14 protein-coding genes are annotated in these 18724 nt (G+C 46.7%); 1 reads left to right on the top strand and 13 read right to left on the bottom strand.

Translation table 11 applies throughout. The features are described 5' to 3' along the window. Positions 1-49: 49 nt before the first annotated feature. Positions 50-3205, bottom strand: a complete 3156-nt coding sequence (locus J2X75_RS27940; RefSeq protein WP_310342517.1) for a stalk domain-containing protein — start codon at positions 3203-3205, stop codon at positions 50-52. A 316-nt stretch (positions 3206-3521) separates the two neighbouring features. Between J2X75_RS27940 and J2X75_RS27935 the strand changes: the two genes are divergently transcribed. Beyond that, positions 3522-4490, top strand: a complete 969-nt coding sequence (locus tag J2X75_RS27935; protein WP_310342515.1) for a hypothetical protein — start codon at positions 3522-3524, stop codon at positions 4488-4490. Between the two features lie 149 nt (positions 4491-4639). On the opposite strand, the gene J2X75_RS27930 is transcribed toward J2X75_RS27935, so the two are convergent. From J2X75_RS27930 to J2X75_RS27875, 12 genes are all read right to left on the bottom strand, one after another. Continuing rightward, on the bottom strand, positions 4640-5242 hold the full coding sequence (locus tag J2X75_RS27930) for a GNAT family N-acetyltransferase (RefSeq protein ID WP_310342513.1): 603 nt from the start codon (positions 5240-5242) through the stop codon (positions 4640-4642). Continuing rightward, a complete protein-coding gene (gene ilvA / locus J2X75_RS27925; protein ID WP_310342512.1) occupies positions 5242-6534 on the bottom strand; it encodes a threonine ammonia-lyase IlvA in 1293 nt (430 codons plus the stop codon). The genes J2X75_RS27930 and ilvA overlap by 1 nt, the downstream gene beginning before the upstream one ends. A gap of 253 nt (positions 6535-6787) precedes the next feature. Beyond that, entirely contained in the window at positions 6788-7678 is an 891-nt protein-coding gene (locus tag J2X75_RS27920; protein WP_310342510.1) for an alpha/beta hydrolase, read from the bottom strand. A gap of 298 nt (positions 7679-7976) precedes the next feature. Further along, on the bottom strand, positions 7977-8582 hold the full coding sequence (locus J2X75_RS27915; RefSeq protein WP_124118641.1) for an alpha/beta hydrolase: 606 nt from the start codon (positions 8580-8582) through the stop codon (positions 7977-7979). 14 nt (positions 8583-8596) lie between these two features. Further along, positions 8597-9547, bottom strand: coding sequence for a ring-cleaving dioxygenase (locus tag J2X75_RS27910; RefSeq protein WP_397384413.1), 951 nt, complete (start codon positions 9545-9547; stop codon positions 8597-8599). Between the two features lie 253 nt (positions 9548-9800). Then, on the bottom strand, positions 9801-10883 hold the full coding sequence (locus tag J2X75_RS27905; RefSeq protein WP_036606063.1) for a hemolysin family protein: 1083 nt from the start codon (positions 10881-10883) through the stop codon (positions 9801-9803). Positions 10884-11160: 277 nt separating this feature from the next. Continuing rightward, positions 11161-12498 carry a hemolysin family protein gene (locus J2X75_RS27900; protein WP_310342508.1) on the bottom strand — a complete coding sequence of 446 codons (1338 nt, stop codon included), beginning with the start codon at positions 12496-12498 and terminating at the stop codon, positions 11161-11163. Positions 12499-13216: 718 nt separating this feature from the next. Then, positions 13217-14482 carry a phosphoribosylamine--glycine ligase gene (gene purD, locus J2X75_RS27895; RefSeq protein ID WP_310342507.1) on the bottom strand — a complete coding sequence of 422 codons (1266 nt, stop codon included), beginning with the start codon at positions 14480-14482 and terminating at the stop codon, positions 13217-13219. 129 nt (positions 14483-14611) lie between these two features. After that, positions 14612-16159 carry a bifunctional phosphoribosylaminoimidazolecarboxamide formyltransferase/IMP cyclohydrolase gene (gene purH / locus J2X75_RS27890; RefSeq protein ID WP_145326175.1) on the bottom strand — a complete coding sequence of 516 codons (1548 nt, stop codon included), beginning with the start codon at positions 16157-16159 and terminating at the stop codon, positions 14612-14614. A gap of 334 nt (positions 16160-16493) precedes the next feature. Then, on the bottom strand, positions 16494-17111 hold the full coding sequence (purN, locus tag J2X75_RS27885) for a phosphoribosylglycinamide formyltransferase (RefSeq protein WP_310342501.1): 618 nt from the start codon (positions 17109-17111) through the stop codon (positions 16494-16496). After that, entirely contained in the window at positions 17111-18151 is a 1041-nt protein-coding gene (purM, locus tag J2X75_RS27880; protein WP_310342499.1) for a phosphoribosylformylglycinamidine cyclo-ligase, read from the bottom strand. The genes purN and purM overlap by 1 nt, the downstream gene beginning before the upstream one ends. A gap of 129 nt (positions 18152-18280) precedes the next feature. Beyond that, positions 18281-18724, bottom strand: coding sequence for an immunity 26/phosphotriesterase HocA family protein (locus J2X75_RS27875; RefSeq protein ID WP_310342496.1), 444 nt, complete (start codon positions 18722-18724; stop codon positions 18281-18283).

Here is an 18724-nt window from a genome sequence, read left to right as displayed (position 1 = left end):
TTCCGAATGGAAAGAGTGTTCAAGTTTGTTTCAGTGTAAATTTTTACATTCAGCCCTGTGGAGGTGTTTGCCCCTCACTTGAGGCTGGTGGATTGGTAGTAGACGTCTGCTCCTGTGTAGGCGTAGGCTGAGCTTTTTCAAGCTTGAATGTATCCGATGGGCCTGAAAGTGTATGTTTATTCGTTGTTGTATTTGCAGCAACTGAAAGAATATACACCTTGTACTCGCCTCCTTCCACCAGATTGGCTCCAGTTGAATCTATAGCTGTTTTCGTTAAAGTAACTTCAACCGCTGCAGGATTTCCAATTGGGTAGCTAGTGTTAGAGCTTGCTGTAGTAATATCCAAATTATCTGTTCCTTTAACAATAAAGAGTCGGTATGCAGAAATCCCCGTTTCAGCAGTTGGTTTAGTAAAGATAAGCTTATAACTTGCCTCAGTCACAGTACTTGTATTTTGAAGGCCTGTTATAGTGGCAGTTTGAACCGCATTTGCTTGTGCAAAGATCTTAAACTCATCGGAAGCAGAAGATAGATTGGAAGCACGTGACGTACTGTCCGAAACGGACAAGACAAACACTCTATATTTCTGTCCAGGAACCAGGACACTACCATTAATATCTCGATGTCCACCGTTTAGTACTACCGGACTGCCTGCATTGTTTTTGTTGATTTCAATAAAAGAATTAATTCCAAGAGCAGAACTTGTATTGAATCCACTCACTTGGCTAGCAGGCACAATCAAGATACGATAATTGGAGATATTGGTCTCGCTTGTTGCTTTGTTGAAGGTTATTGTTACATCCGAAGGCGTTCCAGACTGTCCTTGATCTTTAACGGTTGCATTCACATTACTCGCCACTGCTACAGCAGAATTTGAAGTCAGTGTGATCACACTGGAGGCTGAAGATAATGCATTTGCCAAAGATGTATTATTATTCACAGCCATTACATAAACTCGATAGCCTACATCGTTACGGATCGAGTCACCATCCACTGTTCTCGAACCATTAGATAAAGTAATCGTCTGGTTATTTCCAGTTCTACTTACATACGTATAGTTGGAGCTGTTCACTGCATTGGCTGTGTTCAGATTAAACGTGCTACCGGACTTCACCACAAACACCCGATAGTGATTCACATTTGTCTCATCTGCGGATTTAGTGAACGATACACGCAGATCACGTCCATCTCCAGTATCCCCAATATCACTTGCAACCACATTGCTCGGAGCTGTTACAGCCGCGTTTGCCGACAATGTAATCTGGGAAGAGTAACCAGACAAAGCATTCTGACTGGAGTTTCCGTTGTTATTCACCGACAGCACGAATACCCGATAAGCAACGTTATTGGTAATGGTATAACCATTGGTATCTACCGCATAGTTCGGAAGCGTAACGGACAGGTTACCACCCGTTTTGTTCACCTGAGTGTAGTTGTTCGACGCATTAGCAGCGCTCAGCGTGAAGCTGCCCACATTAGCGGAACGCACTACATAGACTCGGTAGGCAGAGATTCTGGATTCATCCGCAGCTTTGTTGAACGAAACCCGCAGATCACGGCCATCACCGTAGTCACCAATATCCACAACAGCAAGGTTGCTAATGACTCCAGCGTTACCGTTCGTTGTAAGTCTCAGCACAGTGGAGGATGCTGACAGCGCATTGGTGTATCCATTTTGCTGATTGCCCACCGCCATCACGTAGATACGATAATCTTGCAGATTCGTTACGTTATAACCACTTGTATCCTTCATGGATGAAGGCAATGTCGTTGTAATGTTGTTGCCTGTTTTGTTCACCGTATAGTACAGACTGGAGGACAGATTGCTTGCCGTTGTCAGATTGAAGCTGCTGGCTACAGAGTTACGCACTACGAAGATGCGATAGTTCGCTACCTTGGACTCATCCGATGAACGGTTAAAGCTCACCTGAATGTCACGGCCGTCTCCATAATCCGAGTTGTCCTTCACCTGCGTAATTACCGGAGACGTTGCTGTGTTCACGGACAGCGTAAGTGAAGATGATACTGCGGACAGCTTGCTGTCTGTCGTAGTATTTGTGCTTACCGACAGGATGTAGACGACATACGCTGTACCGCTTTTAATCAATTCGCCGGACGTATCCCGTGTCGAAGAAGTCAGCTTGCTTTTGACTGCGGTACTGTTTCCTTTGTATATGATCGTGGAGTTTGCACTGGACACTTTGTTCGCTGCAGCCAGATTGAATGCAGAAGAGTCCTTCGCTTTAACAACAAAAGCACGATAATACGTAATGTTCGATGTTGTGCTCGGCTGCGTGAAGTTAATCTCCAGATCGCGGCCATCGCCATAGTCACTAATATCTGCGGCACGCAGACTTGTAACTGCCTGTACTGTGGATTTCACAATATTGAGCTTCAAAGCCTGGGAAGACCAGTTCAATGCATTTTTATAATTATTGCTGCTGTTACCAACAGTCAGTACATACAGGCGATACGTTTCATTGCTATTGAGCAAATCCCCGTTCACGTCACGCGTCTGTGCATTAAGCGTCAGTTTCGGGTTGCTGCCATTCGGTGTTACAGATGTATAGTTTGCAGAAGGTACGGCAGATGCTGCCGATTCTGTAAAGCTATTCACATCGCGAGTTTTCACCAGCATAATCCGGTAAGCAGATACCGCCTTCTCCGAAGTTGGACGTGTGAAGCTCACGGTCAGGTCCCGACCATCCCCGTTACTTCCAGATACCGATCCATAGATGTTCCATGCAGCATATTGTGTCTCATCCACTGGAGGTGTTGCCGTTGTCTTGATATCTACACGCTGATTACGTGAGTTCCAGAACACTTTCTCTCCAAAAGCCTCACTGACAAAACGAATTGGAACCATCGTGTTGCCCTTAATCGTGTTCGCAGGTACATCCAGCGATATCGCTTCCCCGTTGATGTATGCCGTTTTGGAACCAAGTGTCAATTTAACTTCCTGATCGTCGCGAGTTGCAACAATCGTTTTGGTTCTGTTCGTGTACTGTACCTTCGCATCCAATCCTTCAAAAATCGACCGAAGCGGAACGAGTACCCGTCCACCTTTCATGACAGGTGCCTGAGCAGATGATAACTCTGCATCATTAATATATATGCTGATCCTCGCAGCTGCATCCATAACCGACGTTGGAAGTGCGGACATCAGCATGGCCGATACAGCCAGCGCTGACATTACCTTCTTCACTTGTTTTCCTCCCGCTTTCCTCATATCCCATATCCCCATTCTCGCATGTAGTTAACATCGAAATAGATTCGTTGTTCATTTCATTCATTCCTGTATTTACCTGTGCACAACTAAGACGTTCCGATCAGCTCAAAAGTTTCCAGTTGTACAAAAAATATTCTCTCAGAAATCTCCCTCTATCTTCCACCCTCCAAAAGTTAAAAATAACAGAAGAATTTGTCACCATTCCGCAACCACATCCTGCCCCAATTGCGTTAAGGTATAGTGACTAGTGAACAACGCCTATCATTTTCTTAACTACGGGAGGTTCATATCTATGACATCATCGTTTCAATCTGCCAAACGTAAAGGCATGCGTACCTTCATTACAGCAACCGCCGTCCTCATGCTGCTCCAATCGGCTGTCGTTCCATTATCCGGAGTTGCTTCTGCCGCTTCTTCCAGTACAGATTCCAAAGTCACGACTGCCAGTTCAACAACGATATATAAAACATTTCAGTCCATGCTCTACAAAAAGAACGGCTTGCCTGCCGCGGATACTTATCTCGAATCTCATATCAAAAAAGTAACAAAGCATCACGCCACCCTGATGGTGCTTCAATTGGAGAATGCTCGCCTGAAGGCGCTAAGCGCCATGACGGACCGTCTGCTCGTTCCTAACATTCAGGACAAGATGATCAAGGCCTACAAGTTGAATGATAGCTTCACCAAACTCATGGAGCGTACCCAGGACTCTGATCTGCGTGCACTGTTAAAAGAAGCCCGTGACAGCGGCTACCGCCTCGTCATGCTGGAAGGCTCCCTCTATCCCATAATGAATTATGCGGCATTCGTGAAATATAACTCTGAAATTAAAGAAGATATCTCAAGCTACATCAGTATCATGACAAAGGAAACGAAAAACATGCCTGCGGATGACGGTGCTCTGGTCATTGGCTATCAGGAAATTCTCCTTCGAGCACTGAGCCAGGAAAGATTCCTGGAGCTGCATCCAAAATCAAATCGGGCCAAGCAGGTGCAGAATCTGTTAAACAGTTATACCCTGTATACCTTTTATGGGCTGAACAATACACCGCTGTTTGATTATGACACGAACAAAATGGTTGCGAACGCCCAAAGAGGCTACAATGGCGTCTTGCAACGTCTTACATCCGTCGATAGTGAATTCCTCACCAAGCTGGATGCCTTTATGGACGTGGTTAAGGAATCGAAGTATGAGAAAACAGCTGCGGTGGAGAAATGGCTGGAGCAGAATGTGCCGGTCAGCGACTATGCAAACTATTGAGTTAATCCGTTCCCAGAGTTAATATCCGGGCAAAATTCAGGCTAAATCCCAACAGATAACCACAACAAAAACCGCCACAGGATTCGCTACTGTGGCGGTTTTCTTCATGCTTCTATCATCAAAACTGACTAAACCGTCAGCTCCCTGCACTATTGAATCGGTTTGACCATATGATTATACTCATGTCCTCCGATGATAATCACATCGTCTTTGACATATCCCTGCCGTTCGTACAGCATTAGCGCACGGCCGTTGTCCCGTTCTACAATCAGGGATACCTGTGAGTGACCCTGATCTCTGCCCTGCTGCTCAAAAGCAGCCATCAGTGCCCGGCCGATACCCTGCCCCTGATAAGCTTCACTTACCGATAGAGTATCCAGATAATACTCCCCCGGACGGGTTTCTTTGACCAAAGCATACTTCTCATCCCGGCTTCGTCCAGGTCGATTCAGAATCGGCTGGTCCAGACGATCAGCTTCACCGCCATCATAGGCCACCAGAATCCCCGCGATCAGCCCATCCTGCTCCATCACTGTCACATGACGATAGCTAATCCGGTTGTTTTCCTGTACATAGAACTCCTGTAAAATCTGCATCGCCTTCTCATGATCCGCCTCACCCGCAAGCGCGTATGCAATGTCTCCTATCGCCTGATACAGTAACGGAATGACCTGATCTGCATCTTCTATGCGCGCAGGTCTGATCAGAGGAGATGTTTCTTGGTGATCTGACTGCATACTGGAATGTTTCATCAGATTAACATGTTGAACAGATTTAGATTTTTGTTCAGCTCGGTATAGGCGATACCTTTGCGGTTCATGCGTTCAATGAGCGGGTGGTAATCTTCCTTGTACATCAGCTCGATGCCCACCAAGGCAGGGCCATTTTCCTTATCATGCTTTTTCGTATATTCAAACCGGGTGATATCATCATTCTTCCCTAGAACTTCCTCCAGGAATTCACGTAATGCTCCTGCACGCTGCGGGAAATTAACCATGAAATAATACTTCAGACCTTCATATATGAGGGAACGTTCCTTGATCTCCTGCATCCGGTCGATATCGTTGTTCCCGCCACTAATAACACAGACCACCGTCTTGCCCACGATTTGCTCACGATACTGTTCAAGCGCTGCAACAGCCAAGGAACCGGCAGGCTCGACAACGATCGCATTTTCATTATATAGCTCCAGAATAGTTGTGCAGGCTTTGCCTTCTGGCACTTTCACAATGTCATCAAGTATACTATTGCAGATATCAAAGGTGAGATCACCAACCCGTTTCACCGCTGCACCATCCACGAATTTATCTATATCATCCAACGTCACAACCTGTTTGCGGAACATCGCCTCACTCATGGAAGCTGCTCCAAGTGGCTCAACTCCAATGATGCGTGTCTCTGGACTCACGGTCTTCATGTAGGTTCCCACGCCGGCTGCCAGCCCTCCGCCACCAATCGTCACGAATACATAGTCGGCATTCTCATCGAGACTTTCCATGATTTCCATCGCTACCGTACCATTACCTGCAATAATCTTCGGTTGATCAAAAGGATGGATAAACGTCATGCCCTGTTCGTCACATGCACGCATTGCCTCTGCATAAGCATCGTCATACGTATCTCCGATCAGCACCACTTCAACGTTGTTTCCACCAAAGCGACGCACCTGCTTCACCTTCTGGTTCGGTGTTGTACTCGGCATGAAGATTTTGCCCTTAATTCCAAGGGCATTACAGCTAAAAGCAACACCCTGAGCATGGTTGCCCGCACTTGCACAGACAATACCCTTCTCCATCTCGGCTGGTGTCAGACTGCGAATCATATTATAGGCGCCCCGAATTTTGAACGAACGCACCACTTGAAGGTCTTCCCTTTTCAGATACACATTACAGTTATATTTGGCCGACAATACAGCATCCCGCTGTAACGGCGTTCTTACTATGACCTCACGCAGCACATGATGTGCGCGCACGATATCTTCCATGCCAACACTGGCACGACCGGAACTTGTGGTTCCCGTTGGTTCTTGTTCAACTGGTTTCATGTTGTCTCCACACTCCGCTTTTATGGTCTATATAAGTTGAACTAAAGTTTATTTACACTGACACTACGATGACAGAACAACCCTCCAATCGCTGTTATCCCCAGATTTTTCGATTCCCTTTTCTAAAGGGGAAAGTCCGGTGATAAAGGCGCACGCTTCGCTTTTTCAGGTTTTTTCTGTCCTCTCCGTTATCGTGTAAATCATTAATTCAACTTATCTAGCAATGTCGCGCACTGCTTTTCTTTGTATTGTATCACTTTTGTTCTGTTCTTGCGCTTGAGCATACATCATTTATCATTCGTACAATCTCATCGATAATGACCTGAGGGTCTGTATATATAACCATATGTCCCGATTGATCGGCCCCAATCCATCTCGCATTGGATAGCTGGCTCACCGTCTGGCGATGCGCCGTGATGAGGGCAGGTCTGATTTTTCCCTCTCCCTTGCCCGGTTTCGTACCCGAGATCACGCTAACTTCCAGATTACCCAGAGCCGGAGGATGTTCCAGCAGCGCTGCCATGTCATTCAGAAATGTTCTGCCCTCCGCAAGCATCGTGCTGGCTGCGCGTACAGTGAAATCCTCCTTGAGGTGATCCGCCGCCACATCGTCAGGCTGAATGCTTCCAGCTTTGCTACCAAGCAACTTATACAAGCCTGTACGCGCCATGATTGGAATAATGAAACCATTGATGGCAAAGCTCTTTTTAGTAAGCTTGGAAAAGTACATTTCGCAATGCTCGTCTGATGGATCTACCAGAATAATGCCACGTAATCGAGATAGATGTGCAGCTGCCGCAGCCCGTACAATCGGACCGCCCCAGCTATGTCCAACCAGAATGAATGGGCCCTGGCCCAGCGCTGTAAGCAGTTCTCCAAGATCCCCTGCAATGCGTTCAAGGCTGCGGGGAGCCGAGTCGACATCACTTCGTCCCGCCCCTGCCCTGTCATACACGACAGCACGTGCATGCTCAGCAATGGCTGGTGCAACCAGTCCCCAGTTCGATCTGGAGGCGCCCATACCGGATTCAAACACCACCGTCAGTTCCCCTGTTCCCCTGGACATATAATGTAGTTTGCGACCATCGCGGGTCTGAACAAACGCACTTGAACCAAACGTATGTGAGCTAGGGTTAGGATTCATATTCCCCTCCTGATTACGTGCATAGTCATCTTTCACCGAATCTAATTGAAAATGATTATCAATTACTTCATTATAGAATAATCCATCCTTTACGACAACCATGTTGCTTCATCAAGTTACAGTACACATCTTCTGCAAAAAGAAAACCCGATCCATGATTGGATCGGGTAACTGTGCCAGCCAATATGTGGCTGGCCCTCATATACACCTTCTTGTTGCTTCGTACGCAGCTCCTGCAAGATTGCACAATCACTCAATGCAAGGATGAACGAATATTCGGTTTAGAGCTATCTCTACCTTACGCCTGTGTCTTAAACCAAGTTGCCGCAGCTTCTGCCTCGGTACGAGTCAACTGATGACCCTGGCGCTCCCAATACGTGTTTACATCGGCACCTGCACCGCTGAGCAGCGAAGCAAGTTCCTCGGTTTCACGTCTTGGTACAATCGGATCGTTCTCGCCCGCACCAATGAACACAGGCAGACCTTTCAGATCCGGCAGTTCCAGTCCGCGCAGCGGTACCATCGGGTGATGCAGAATTGCACCTTTGAATACATCTGCTTGATGGAAGATCAAGCTTGCCGCAATGTTGGCACCGTTAGAGTAACCCAGTGCATACACGTTGGACCGATCAAAACCGTATTCCACCGCAGCTGCATCTACAAAAGATCCCAGCTCTGCCGTACGAGCAATCAGATCTTCTTCGTCAAAAATGCCTTCGGCTAGACGGCGGAAGAAACGGGGCATCCCGTTCTCCGATACATTACCCCGCACCCCTAGTATGCCAGCTCCTGGTGCGATCATCTCCGCCAGACCGATCAGATCGTTCTCGGTTCCGCCTGTGCCGTGAAGTAACAGGATTGTTGGAGCATCCGGCTGAGCACCTGCTTTATAGATATGTTTCATTGTATTGGTTGTGGTCATGATTTGGACTCTCCTTTCCATTCACGTACTTCAATTCGTGGCAACAATTGTTCAATCTGCTCACGCTGTGGTTCATACCATTCAGGCAACATCAGTTTCTCGCCCATGCTGTCTGCTGGTTCATCCCGTGCAAATCCCGGAGGATCCGTAGCCAGTTCGAACAGTATACCACCCGGCTCCCGGAAATACACAGCGTTGAAGTATTGACGGTCAATGACTGGCGTTGGATGATACCCGGATTGTTCAAGATCCTGCTGAATTTGTTCATGTTCCACGTAATCTTTGGCACGCCATGCAATATGGTGAACCGTTCCGGCTCCTCCAATCCCGCGCTGGATACCTGTGGACTGAATATCGATGATCTGACCAATATCGCCGCTTGCCTGAAGACGAAGGAGTCCGTTCTCTTCACCGACTTGCTCCAGACCCAGTTTGCTCACCAGGACGTCCATGGTTTTTTCAGGAACGTGGCTGAACAATACAGCTCCGCCAAATCCTTTGATGGCATGCTCCGGTGTCACACCGTTGAAACTCCAGTTGCTTGGCTGACCGCCTTCACGCTCAACCAGTTCAAGCAGCAGACCACCTTTGTCGAAGAAACGAATGTACTGCTCACCAAATCTGGTTTTATTTTCATATGGAATGTCGAAGGAAGCAAGACGTTCTTTCCAGAAAGGCAGGCTTCCTACAGGAACCGCATATACGGTAACTCCAGTCTGACCTGACCCAATGACACCTCTTCTTGAATTTTGCTGTGGGAAAAAGGTAATGATTGTACCCGGTGCACCCTGCTCGTTCCCGTAATACAAGTGATATACGTCTGGTGCATCAAAGTTAATTGTTTTTTTCACCAGTCTGAGCGCCAACACACCTGCGTAAAAATCAACGTTTTTCTGTGCATCGTCTACAAAAGCTGTAATATGATGAATTCCTGAAGTTCTGAACATAATCTCCACTCCCTTGGTTTTAGTTGTATCATAGGTTGTTTTTGCTTCTTTTATTTATTGCTTTTCGTTATTTATCTTTAAATTAAGATTCTTTAAATTTATATTAATCCATTGGACTACATTATGCAAGCTTTTATTTTAAAATTAAGATTTAAACCAAAAAGCAGGCCCCGATCACATCCGGAACCTGCTTTTATAGTTAGAAGAATTACGTTACTTCGCTAATACTGTATCACTTTTGTATTACTGCTTATTAAACCAGTTTCATTCTTTTTGGTGGATTCACCAAATCTTTGTGCTCGTATTCATCTTTGATATCTCCGACAATCTCTTCAAGGATATCCTCCATCGTAACCATACCTACCGTAGCACCTGCCTCGTTTTTCACGGTTGCAATGTGTACACGGCTTTGCTGCATCTGGATCAGTACATCCTTGATTGGAGAACGCTCGGAGAAACTCGGCGTATTGTGAACAAATGTCTCCATATTGAAATCTCTGCCCGCAGCTACACTCGTCAGCATTTCTTTTGTGTTAATAAAGCCCACAAAATGCGCCTGATCCCCATTTGCAATAACAGGGTATCGCGTGTATTCATGTCGATTCAGTGTCTCAATGATCTGATCAATCGGCATTTCCTTATTCAAAGTAACAATTTTATCTCGTGGAATCATAATCTCCTGAAGCAGACGCTCATCAAAAGCAAAAATGTTTTTAAGATAGTCCAGCTCCGTCTGGTTGATCTCGCCACTCTCATAGCTCTGTGCCATAATCAGCTTCAGCTCTTCTTCGGAGTGAACGGTATCATGGCCGGCAGGTTTTACACCAAATATGCCAAGCAACAGACGAGCAGCTCCATTCAGCGCATAGATGAACGGATTCATGATTTTACCGAACCAGTACAGTGGTGGGGCCAACAACAGCGTCATTCTCTCTGCAAACTGAATCGCCAGTGTTTTCGGTGCCAATTCACCAATAACCACGTGCAGGAACGTAATGATTGCCAGAGCGATACCGTAGGAAAGCACGGTAGACAACGCCGCTGGCACTTCCATGCGCTCAAATAGCGGGTGCAGCATTTTCTCAACGGTAGGTTCACCCAAGGCTCCCAATACCAGCGCTGTGATGGTAATCCCCAATTGACATGCCGACAGATAATAATCCAGGTTGTGCGCCACTTTTTTGGCCAGTACTGCCTTTTTGTTCCCTTCAGAGATCAATTGATCGATTCGGGACATCCGTACTTTAAGAATTGCAAATTCGGCTCCAACGAAAAAGGCTGTCAAACCTATAAATACGGCTACTAAAAATAAATTCAAGGCTATTATTCCGTCCAATGATTTCCCTCAGGTTGAGGGATTCACCTCCATTAAAATTTAAAATAAGGTTGCACGAGTGACGTTCCGGTGACGGCTCGTTCTTCCGATCGCCATTGCCTCCAAACTTTCCTGATTGTTGTTTTCAAAGGTTTAAAATTGGTTTGCAAACGCGAACGCTGCGCTTCTTCAGAATCGATTCCGTCCCCTACACTGCTACGTTGTCAAACATTTAAATTCTGAGGGCAGTAGCCAAATAGGCAGTCAACCCTAGAGTACAGTCATGATCGAACCAACATCACGCCATATCGCTAGTAGCTTCCTCAACCTGCGCGCCATTTACCCGCTCCAGAAGAACTTGTTTGATGTGGTAATTTTCGGTATCCACAACGGTCCAGACATAATCGCCGTGTTCTACCGTGTCGCCTTTTTCCACACCTACACCCTTCTGGTACTGAATCCATCCGGCCACGGTGTCCATCTCTTCGTTTCCTTCAAAGCTAAGCCCGAACTGCCGCTCCACTTCATCCAAAAGTACCCGGCCATTAATGAGATATTGATTCTCTCCGGTCTCCTGAATATCGGCCACCTCATCGGCATCGAATTCATCACGAATCTCACCGACCAACTCCTCCAGAATATCCTCCATCGTAATGATTCCCGAAGTACCGCCGTATTCATCCACAACCACGGCCATGTGTACACGTTCCTGCTGCATTTTAATCATCGCATCCTGGATACTTGTAACTTCGGAAACGAATGGGATCTCACGAACAAACTCGCTCAGCTGATACGATCTTGCAGCAACCATGTCAGGCAAAATCTTTTTCACATTCACAACGCCGATAATGCGGTCCTTGTCCCCATCCTCGATGACAGGGTAACGTGAGTAGTTATGTTCATCCAATATAGGAATAATATCGTCATAGGTCATCTCCTGATCTAACGTCACCAGTTCCGTACGGGGTACCATGATGTCTTTGGCATCACGTTCGTCGAACACAAATACATTTTCCAGATAAGAAAGCTTGGTCTTGTTGTCCTCGTCTCCTTCATAACTCTGGTTCATGATGATTTTGATCTCGTCCTCCGAGTAGGCTTGATCATGTTTGGCAGGCTTTACACCAAATCCTCGTAGAAGAACACGTGATGTTCCATTAAGCGCCCAAATGAACGGATACATGATTTTACCAAACCAATATAGAGGCGGCGAGAGTAATAACGTCAGTTTTTCCGAAAACTGAATCGCCAATGTTTTAGGTGCCATCTCACCAACAACCACATGCAAGAACGTGACGAGGATAAAGGCAATCGCATAGGAAGCAATTGATGAGATCGAAGCAGGTACGTCTAAATAATTGAATACCGGGTATAACAATCTCTCAACCGTCGGTTTTCCGAGTGCTCCCAGTCCTAGAGCAGTGACCGTGATACCGAGCTGACAGGCTGACAGATAATAATCCAGGTCCGAGACAACTTTTTTGGCGAGTACAGCTTTTTTATTGCCTTCCGCAACCAGTTGATCCACTCTTGATGTACGGATTTTGACTACAGCGAACTCCGATGCTACGAAAAATGCAGTCAATGCAATCAAGATAATAAGTAAAACGATATTCAATATGGTAATTATGTCCAATGATTTCCCCGGTTCTCAGGGATTCACCTCCAGAGATAGTTACAGCGTGATCCGTTAACTAGGTTAACCATTCATGCGCTGTTTGTCGTTCATCATGGCGTATGCCTTATATGAAATCGAATAATGATCATATTTGTATATGTCGTACGTGTTTGACCTTGTAAAATTACAAAACAGGAATTCAAGATGAAGTCAATGACTTGCAGAAACTTCTCCATTCAAATCGGGTTACCCCTCATGCTGTCAATTGTTCCTCGCTTAACTCCACCTAGATTCGCCATTTGGACAATTTACAATATCGCCTACCCAATAGATATCCACCTCCCCTCGTACTCATTCCTGTTTCCGAAAAGTATACCATGTTTCCCGCTCAACCATCCAGTTGCACGTTATGGTTTGCCACAAGCTTACAGTATAATGTTCACAAATTAGTCTCTATGTATGTTACGTACTTTATATAATATGATGGATATTACCTCGTAATGTGATAATCTTCACATGTTTAGTATAGTCCAATTTATAAAAATACTACCCCTTACTTTAGGGCACTAAACATGCCTGATCTCCCTGATTTAATCCCGTTTTGCATCTTACCCAGATTCTTTCCCGTATGGACAAGCCCGGCCATTTGCACAAGATACATCTATATACGTAACAAAGAGCCCGCAAGATGCAAATACCTTTCCGGTATACATCTTTACGGGCTCTTATATTCATTCTATACCAGTGCTTTGGCAGCAATATCCGACCGCTGATGTTTACCATCAAAATGGATACGCTCCGCCTGTTCATAGGCTTTGTTTCTAGCTTCGGCAATATCCGCACCAAGGCCAACTACGCCCAGGATTCGTCCACCATTCGTAACCCAGTCTCCCGCTTCACTACGCGCAGTACCTGCGTGGAATACCACAGCATCATCTACTTGGTTCAGTCCTTCAATGACTACACCTTTGGCATAAGGTCCCGGATATCCTCCTGAAGCAAGCACCACACAGACTGCGGCTTCATCACTCCATTCAATCTCAATATCAGCCAGCTTGCCATGGACGGTTGCCCAGAAGATATCAAACAAGTCACTCTTCAGACGTGGCAATACAACCTGTGTTTCCGGATCACCAAACCGTGCGTTGAACTCAATCGTTTTGGGTTTACCATCTGGTGAAATCATCAGTCCGGCAAACAATACACCCTGGAATGGACGTCCCTCGGACACCATCGCTTTGGCAGTTGGTTTAATGATTGTCTCCACGGCTTCATCAATAATGGATGCAGGGATATGTGGCAATGGTGAGTATGTACCCATACCGCCTGTGTTTGGCCCCTGGTCATTGTCGAATACAGGTTTGTGATCCTGTGCTGCGGCCATCGGACGAACCGTCTCTCCATCAACAAAAGCCAGAATGGACATTTCCTGCCCTGCGAGGAATTCCTCGATGATCACTTTGGCACCTGCTTCACCAAATACTTTCTCCACCATGATGCTGCGCAGAGCCTGATCAGCCTCTTCACGCGAATAAGCTACCGTCACACCTTTACCCGCTGCCAGTCCATCTGCCTTGATGACAACCGGAATTGTTTGTTCATTCAGGTATGCTTGAGCCTGTTCGTAGTTGTCGAATTTCTCATAGGCTGCGGTTGGAATGTTGTACTTGTGCAGCAGGTCCTTCATGAACGTTTTACTTCCTTCGATCTCTGCTGCATTGCGACGAGGTCCGAATACCGGAATACCTGTCGAATCAAATGCATCCACGATCCCATCCGCCAGCGGATCATCCGGACCAATAACCACTAATCCCACTTTAAGCTCTACAGCAAGAGCCGTTAGTTTATCGAATTCATTCACCGCAATGGCATGACACTCAGCGAGTTGAGCAATACCTGCATTCCCCGGTGCACAGTGAATCTTGCCTGTCTTCGGACTTTTCGCCAGCGCCCAGATGATTGCATGCTCCCGGCCACCGCCGCCTACTACCAAAATATCCATTCGCTCTGTTCCCCCTCCGTGCATAGCTGGATTTGTTACGCTAATGCGTGTTGAACAACCTAAAAAAGAGGGGGTGTACCATAAGTCATAAGTATGACTGGCGACACCCCTTATTAAATCTTTTTTGCTCTAGTGTTTGAAGTGACGAACGCCTGTGAAGACCATGGCAATTCCGTATTCATTGGCTACTTTGATGGATTCTTCATCTTTGATCGAACCACCCGGTTGAATCACTGCTGTAATTCCAGCTTTTGCAGCCAGTTCCAGCGTATCACCCATTGGGAAGAACGCATCGGATGCCAGGATAGCACCTTTTGCTTGCTCGCCCGCTTGCTCAATCGCAATTTTGGCTGCACCCACACGATTCATTTGTCCAGCGCCCACACCTACCGTCATGTCATTGGCTGCAAGTACAATCGCGTTGGATTTCACGTGTTTAACTACTTTCCAGCCAAACAACAGCTGTTTCAGTTCTTCTTCCGATGGCGCACGATCCGTTACCACGTTCAGCTCGCTCGCTTCAATGGAGTGCACATCCGACTGTTGCACAATCATACCACCGTCGATGGACGTTACTACGAATTGGCTCTCCCGTTTACGAGCAGCATTCAGTTCGCCTGTTTTGAGCAAACGAATGTTTTTCTTCTTCGTCAGGATATCGAGAGCCTCTTGTGTAAAGTCCGGAGCAAGCACGATTTCCAGGAAAATCTCACTCAATTTGCCTGCTGTATCGCTATCGATAATGCGGTTTGCTGCCACAATGCCACCAAAGATAGACGTTGGATCTGCAGCATATGCCTTGCTGTAAGCTTCATAGATACTTGCGCCAATGCCCACGCCACATGGATTCATATGTTTAACCGCGACAACAGCCGGTTCTTCAAACTCTTTGACAATCTGCAATGCTGCGTTCGCATCGTTGATGTTATTGTAAGACAACTCTTTGCCATGCAATTGCTCGGCTGTTGTCAACGTATCTTGAGCAGCCAGCGGTTTGCGGTAGAATGCCGCCTGCTGGTGTGGATTTTCGCCGTAACGCAAATCCTGGAGTTTTTCGTAAGTAACCGTTAGACGCTCTGGCAACGGATCACCGTTCAGGTTGGAGAGATAGTCAGAAATAACTGCATCGTAAGCCGCTGTATGGCGGAACACTTTTGCCGCAAGCCGTTTGCGTGTTTCGAGAGTGGTATCTCCATTGCTGCGAACTTCTTCAAGCACCTTGCCGTAATCTGCTGTGTCAACAACGACACTAACAAAAGCATGGTTTTTGGCAGCAGAACGAAGCATGGTAGGACCACCAATATCGATGTTCTCGATCGCGTCTTCGTACGTCACATCGGGTTTAGCGATAGTATCTTGGAAGGGGTACAGGTTCACGACAACGAGGTCGATATAATCCAGTCCGTTCTCTTCCATCTGGCGCTTATGCTCTTCGCTGTCACGAACAGCCAGCAACCCACCATGCACTGCCGGATGCAATGTTTTGACACGTCCGTCCATGATTTCTGGGAATCCGGTCACATCCGAAATTCCGATGACAGGTACGCCTTCCTTCGACAACAGGCTGCTTGTACCTCCTGTCGAAATAATCTCCACACCCATTTGCGACAGCTCGCGGCAAAAGTCCACGATGCCTGTTTTATCCCATACGCTGACCAGCGCTCTTTTGATACTCACAATATGCTCCTCCTTTAATGTCCCATGACTTCGCGTTTCCTGACGAAACACAGCCGATTTATTTCCCGAGAAATATCACAAAATGCGTACCAATATTCGACTTCTGTTATATAAGTGGAACCAAGATATTTACACGGGACACTCCGATGACAGAACAACCTTCCAATCGCTGTTATCCCCAGATTTTTTTGATTCCCTTTTCTTAAAGGGAAAATCTGGTGATAAGCCTATGCTTCCGAAGCAGCTTTCTTTCAGAAAGCTTTTAGGCGAACGCTTCGCTTTTTCAGGTTTTTTCTGTCCTCTCCGTTAATGTGTAAAAAAATTTCAACTTATATCAAACCGGTTTGTTAACAGTGACGTGACGTCCGTCTAATTGAACCAGACCTTGCGCGAACCAGGAAACAACTTCGGGGTATAGCTGCTGTTCGGCTGCATGAATGGAACGGCTGATTGACTCAGGCGTATCCTCTGGCAAAATGGGAACCGGATGCTGGGCAATAATCGGTCCAGTATCCATGCCTCCGTCCACAAAATGTACTGTCACACCCGTCACTTTCACGCCATACTCAAGTGCCTGTCCAATCGCATCCTTGCCTGCAAATGCCGGTAGCAAGGACGGATGAATGTTAATCAACCGCCCTGCGTAATGATCCACCACAACCGAAGTCAGCAATCTCATATATCCCGCAAGAACGACCAAGTCGATCTTTTTGGATTCAAGCACTTCGATGATCTCTGCCTCATAAGCTTCACGGGAAGCATAATTTTTCGGAGTAAACAGATGACAATCCACACCTGCATCCTGTGCCCGCTGCACAACACGTGCAGATGGTTTATCACATACGAGCAGATCTACGGATGCATTCAGCCCACCGTTCCGTACTGCATCGACCAATGACTGAAAGTTAGTCCCTTCACCCGAGGCAAATACAGCTATGCGGTAGTTCTCCATTAAACATCCGCTCCCGTGAAGGTTACTCGCGCATCTCCTTCAGTAACACGGCCAATGATGTACGCTTCTTCACCAGAAGCTTGCAGTTGTTGCAGTGCTTCCGTTGCATCTGCTTCATTAACGACCAGTACAAGCCCAACACCCATGTTAAAGGTGGTGAACATGTCACGGTTCGAGACAGCACCCTTTTCCTGTAACAGGTTGAAGATCGGCAGGATCGGCCAAGAGCCATAGTCAATATCCACATTCACGTTGTTCGGCAACATACGTGGGATATTCTCGATGAAGCCACCACCTGTAATGTGTGCCATACCCTTTACTTTTACCTTTTCGAGCAGGGACAACAGAGGTTTAACATAGATCTTTGTAGGTTCCAGCAGGGAATCACCCAGCTTACCGCCCAGTTCCGCTACTTCATCATGCAGATCAAGACCCGCATCTTCCAACAAAAGTCTGCGTACCAGCGAGAATCCGTTACTATGCACACCGCTGGAAGCCAGGCCAATCACTGTGTCGCCAGGAGCAATGGTTGTGCCGTTGATAATCTTTGCTTTGTCCACGATACCCACCGTGAATCCAGCAATATCGTATTCGCCTTCACTGTACATGCCCGGCATCTCCGCCGTCTCGCCACCGATCAGCGCACAACCAGATTGATGACAGCCTTCAGCGATTCCCGCAACAATAGCTTCGATCTTCTCCGGAATGACTTTGTCACATGCCAGATAGTCAAGGAAGAAGAGTGGCTCTGCACCCTGTACCACAATGTCGTTCACACACATCGCTACCGCGTCGATTCCGATGGTATCGTGACGGTCCATGGCAAATGCAATTTTCAGCTTGGTGCCTACACCATCCGTACCGGATACAAGCACAGGCTCATCGTATTTATCTTTGTTCAAACCGAACAGAGCACCGAATCCACCCAGATCTGTCATCACTTCCGGACGGAAGGTACGCTTCACGTGTTTTTTCATCCGTTCAACCGCTTCATTACCTGCCGCGATATCGACGCCGGCCTTTTTATATGCTTCGGACACAACCATCACACCCTTCGTATCTTATAAAAATTGAACTAGAGTATTAACACTTACCACTTCGATGACAGAACAACCTTCCAATTGCCGTTATCTCCAGATTTTATCGTGTTAATGTTAAGTCCAACCCACCTATCCTTGCTCCATCTCTAACAGATGGTTTTGTACCAATTCAAACCCGGCTACGCCGAGCGTATTAAACTGACTATACTCTTCTATCGGGAGGTTACGAAGGTACTCATCACCGCAGTATAAATGTCCGGCACACTGAAACACTTTCAGTTCTTCCTTTTCGGGCGTCAAAGGTGTGTTACCCACGATCCTCCACGATCCGTTTCGGATATTGGCCGGAGAAGTGAATATAACGTTGCTTCTACGGTTCCCAAAAGAATAGAAGAGAAAATCGCCATCTTCCAACTTTTCGGTTTCGTCACGCTGAATGCTCATCACGCCAAACGAAAATGTCTTTTTAAAACGACCTTTAAGTGCGCATACCACCTGGCATATCGCAAATCGGCCATCCTTCATCGGAATCAGGAACACGTCACCTTCGTTATAACTCTTTCTCATCCGCAT

The sequence above is a fragment of the Paenibacillus sp. 2003 genome, from assembly GCF_031455635.1.
Taxonomy (GTDB): Bacteria; Bacillota; Bacilli; order Paenibacillales; family Paenibacillaceae; genus Paenibacillus; species Paenibacillus amylolyticus_B.
Note: the sequence above shows the minus strand (reverse complement) of the source record. Positions and strands in the feature narration are given on the sequence as shown.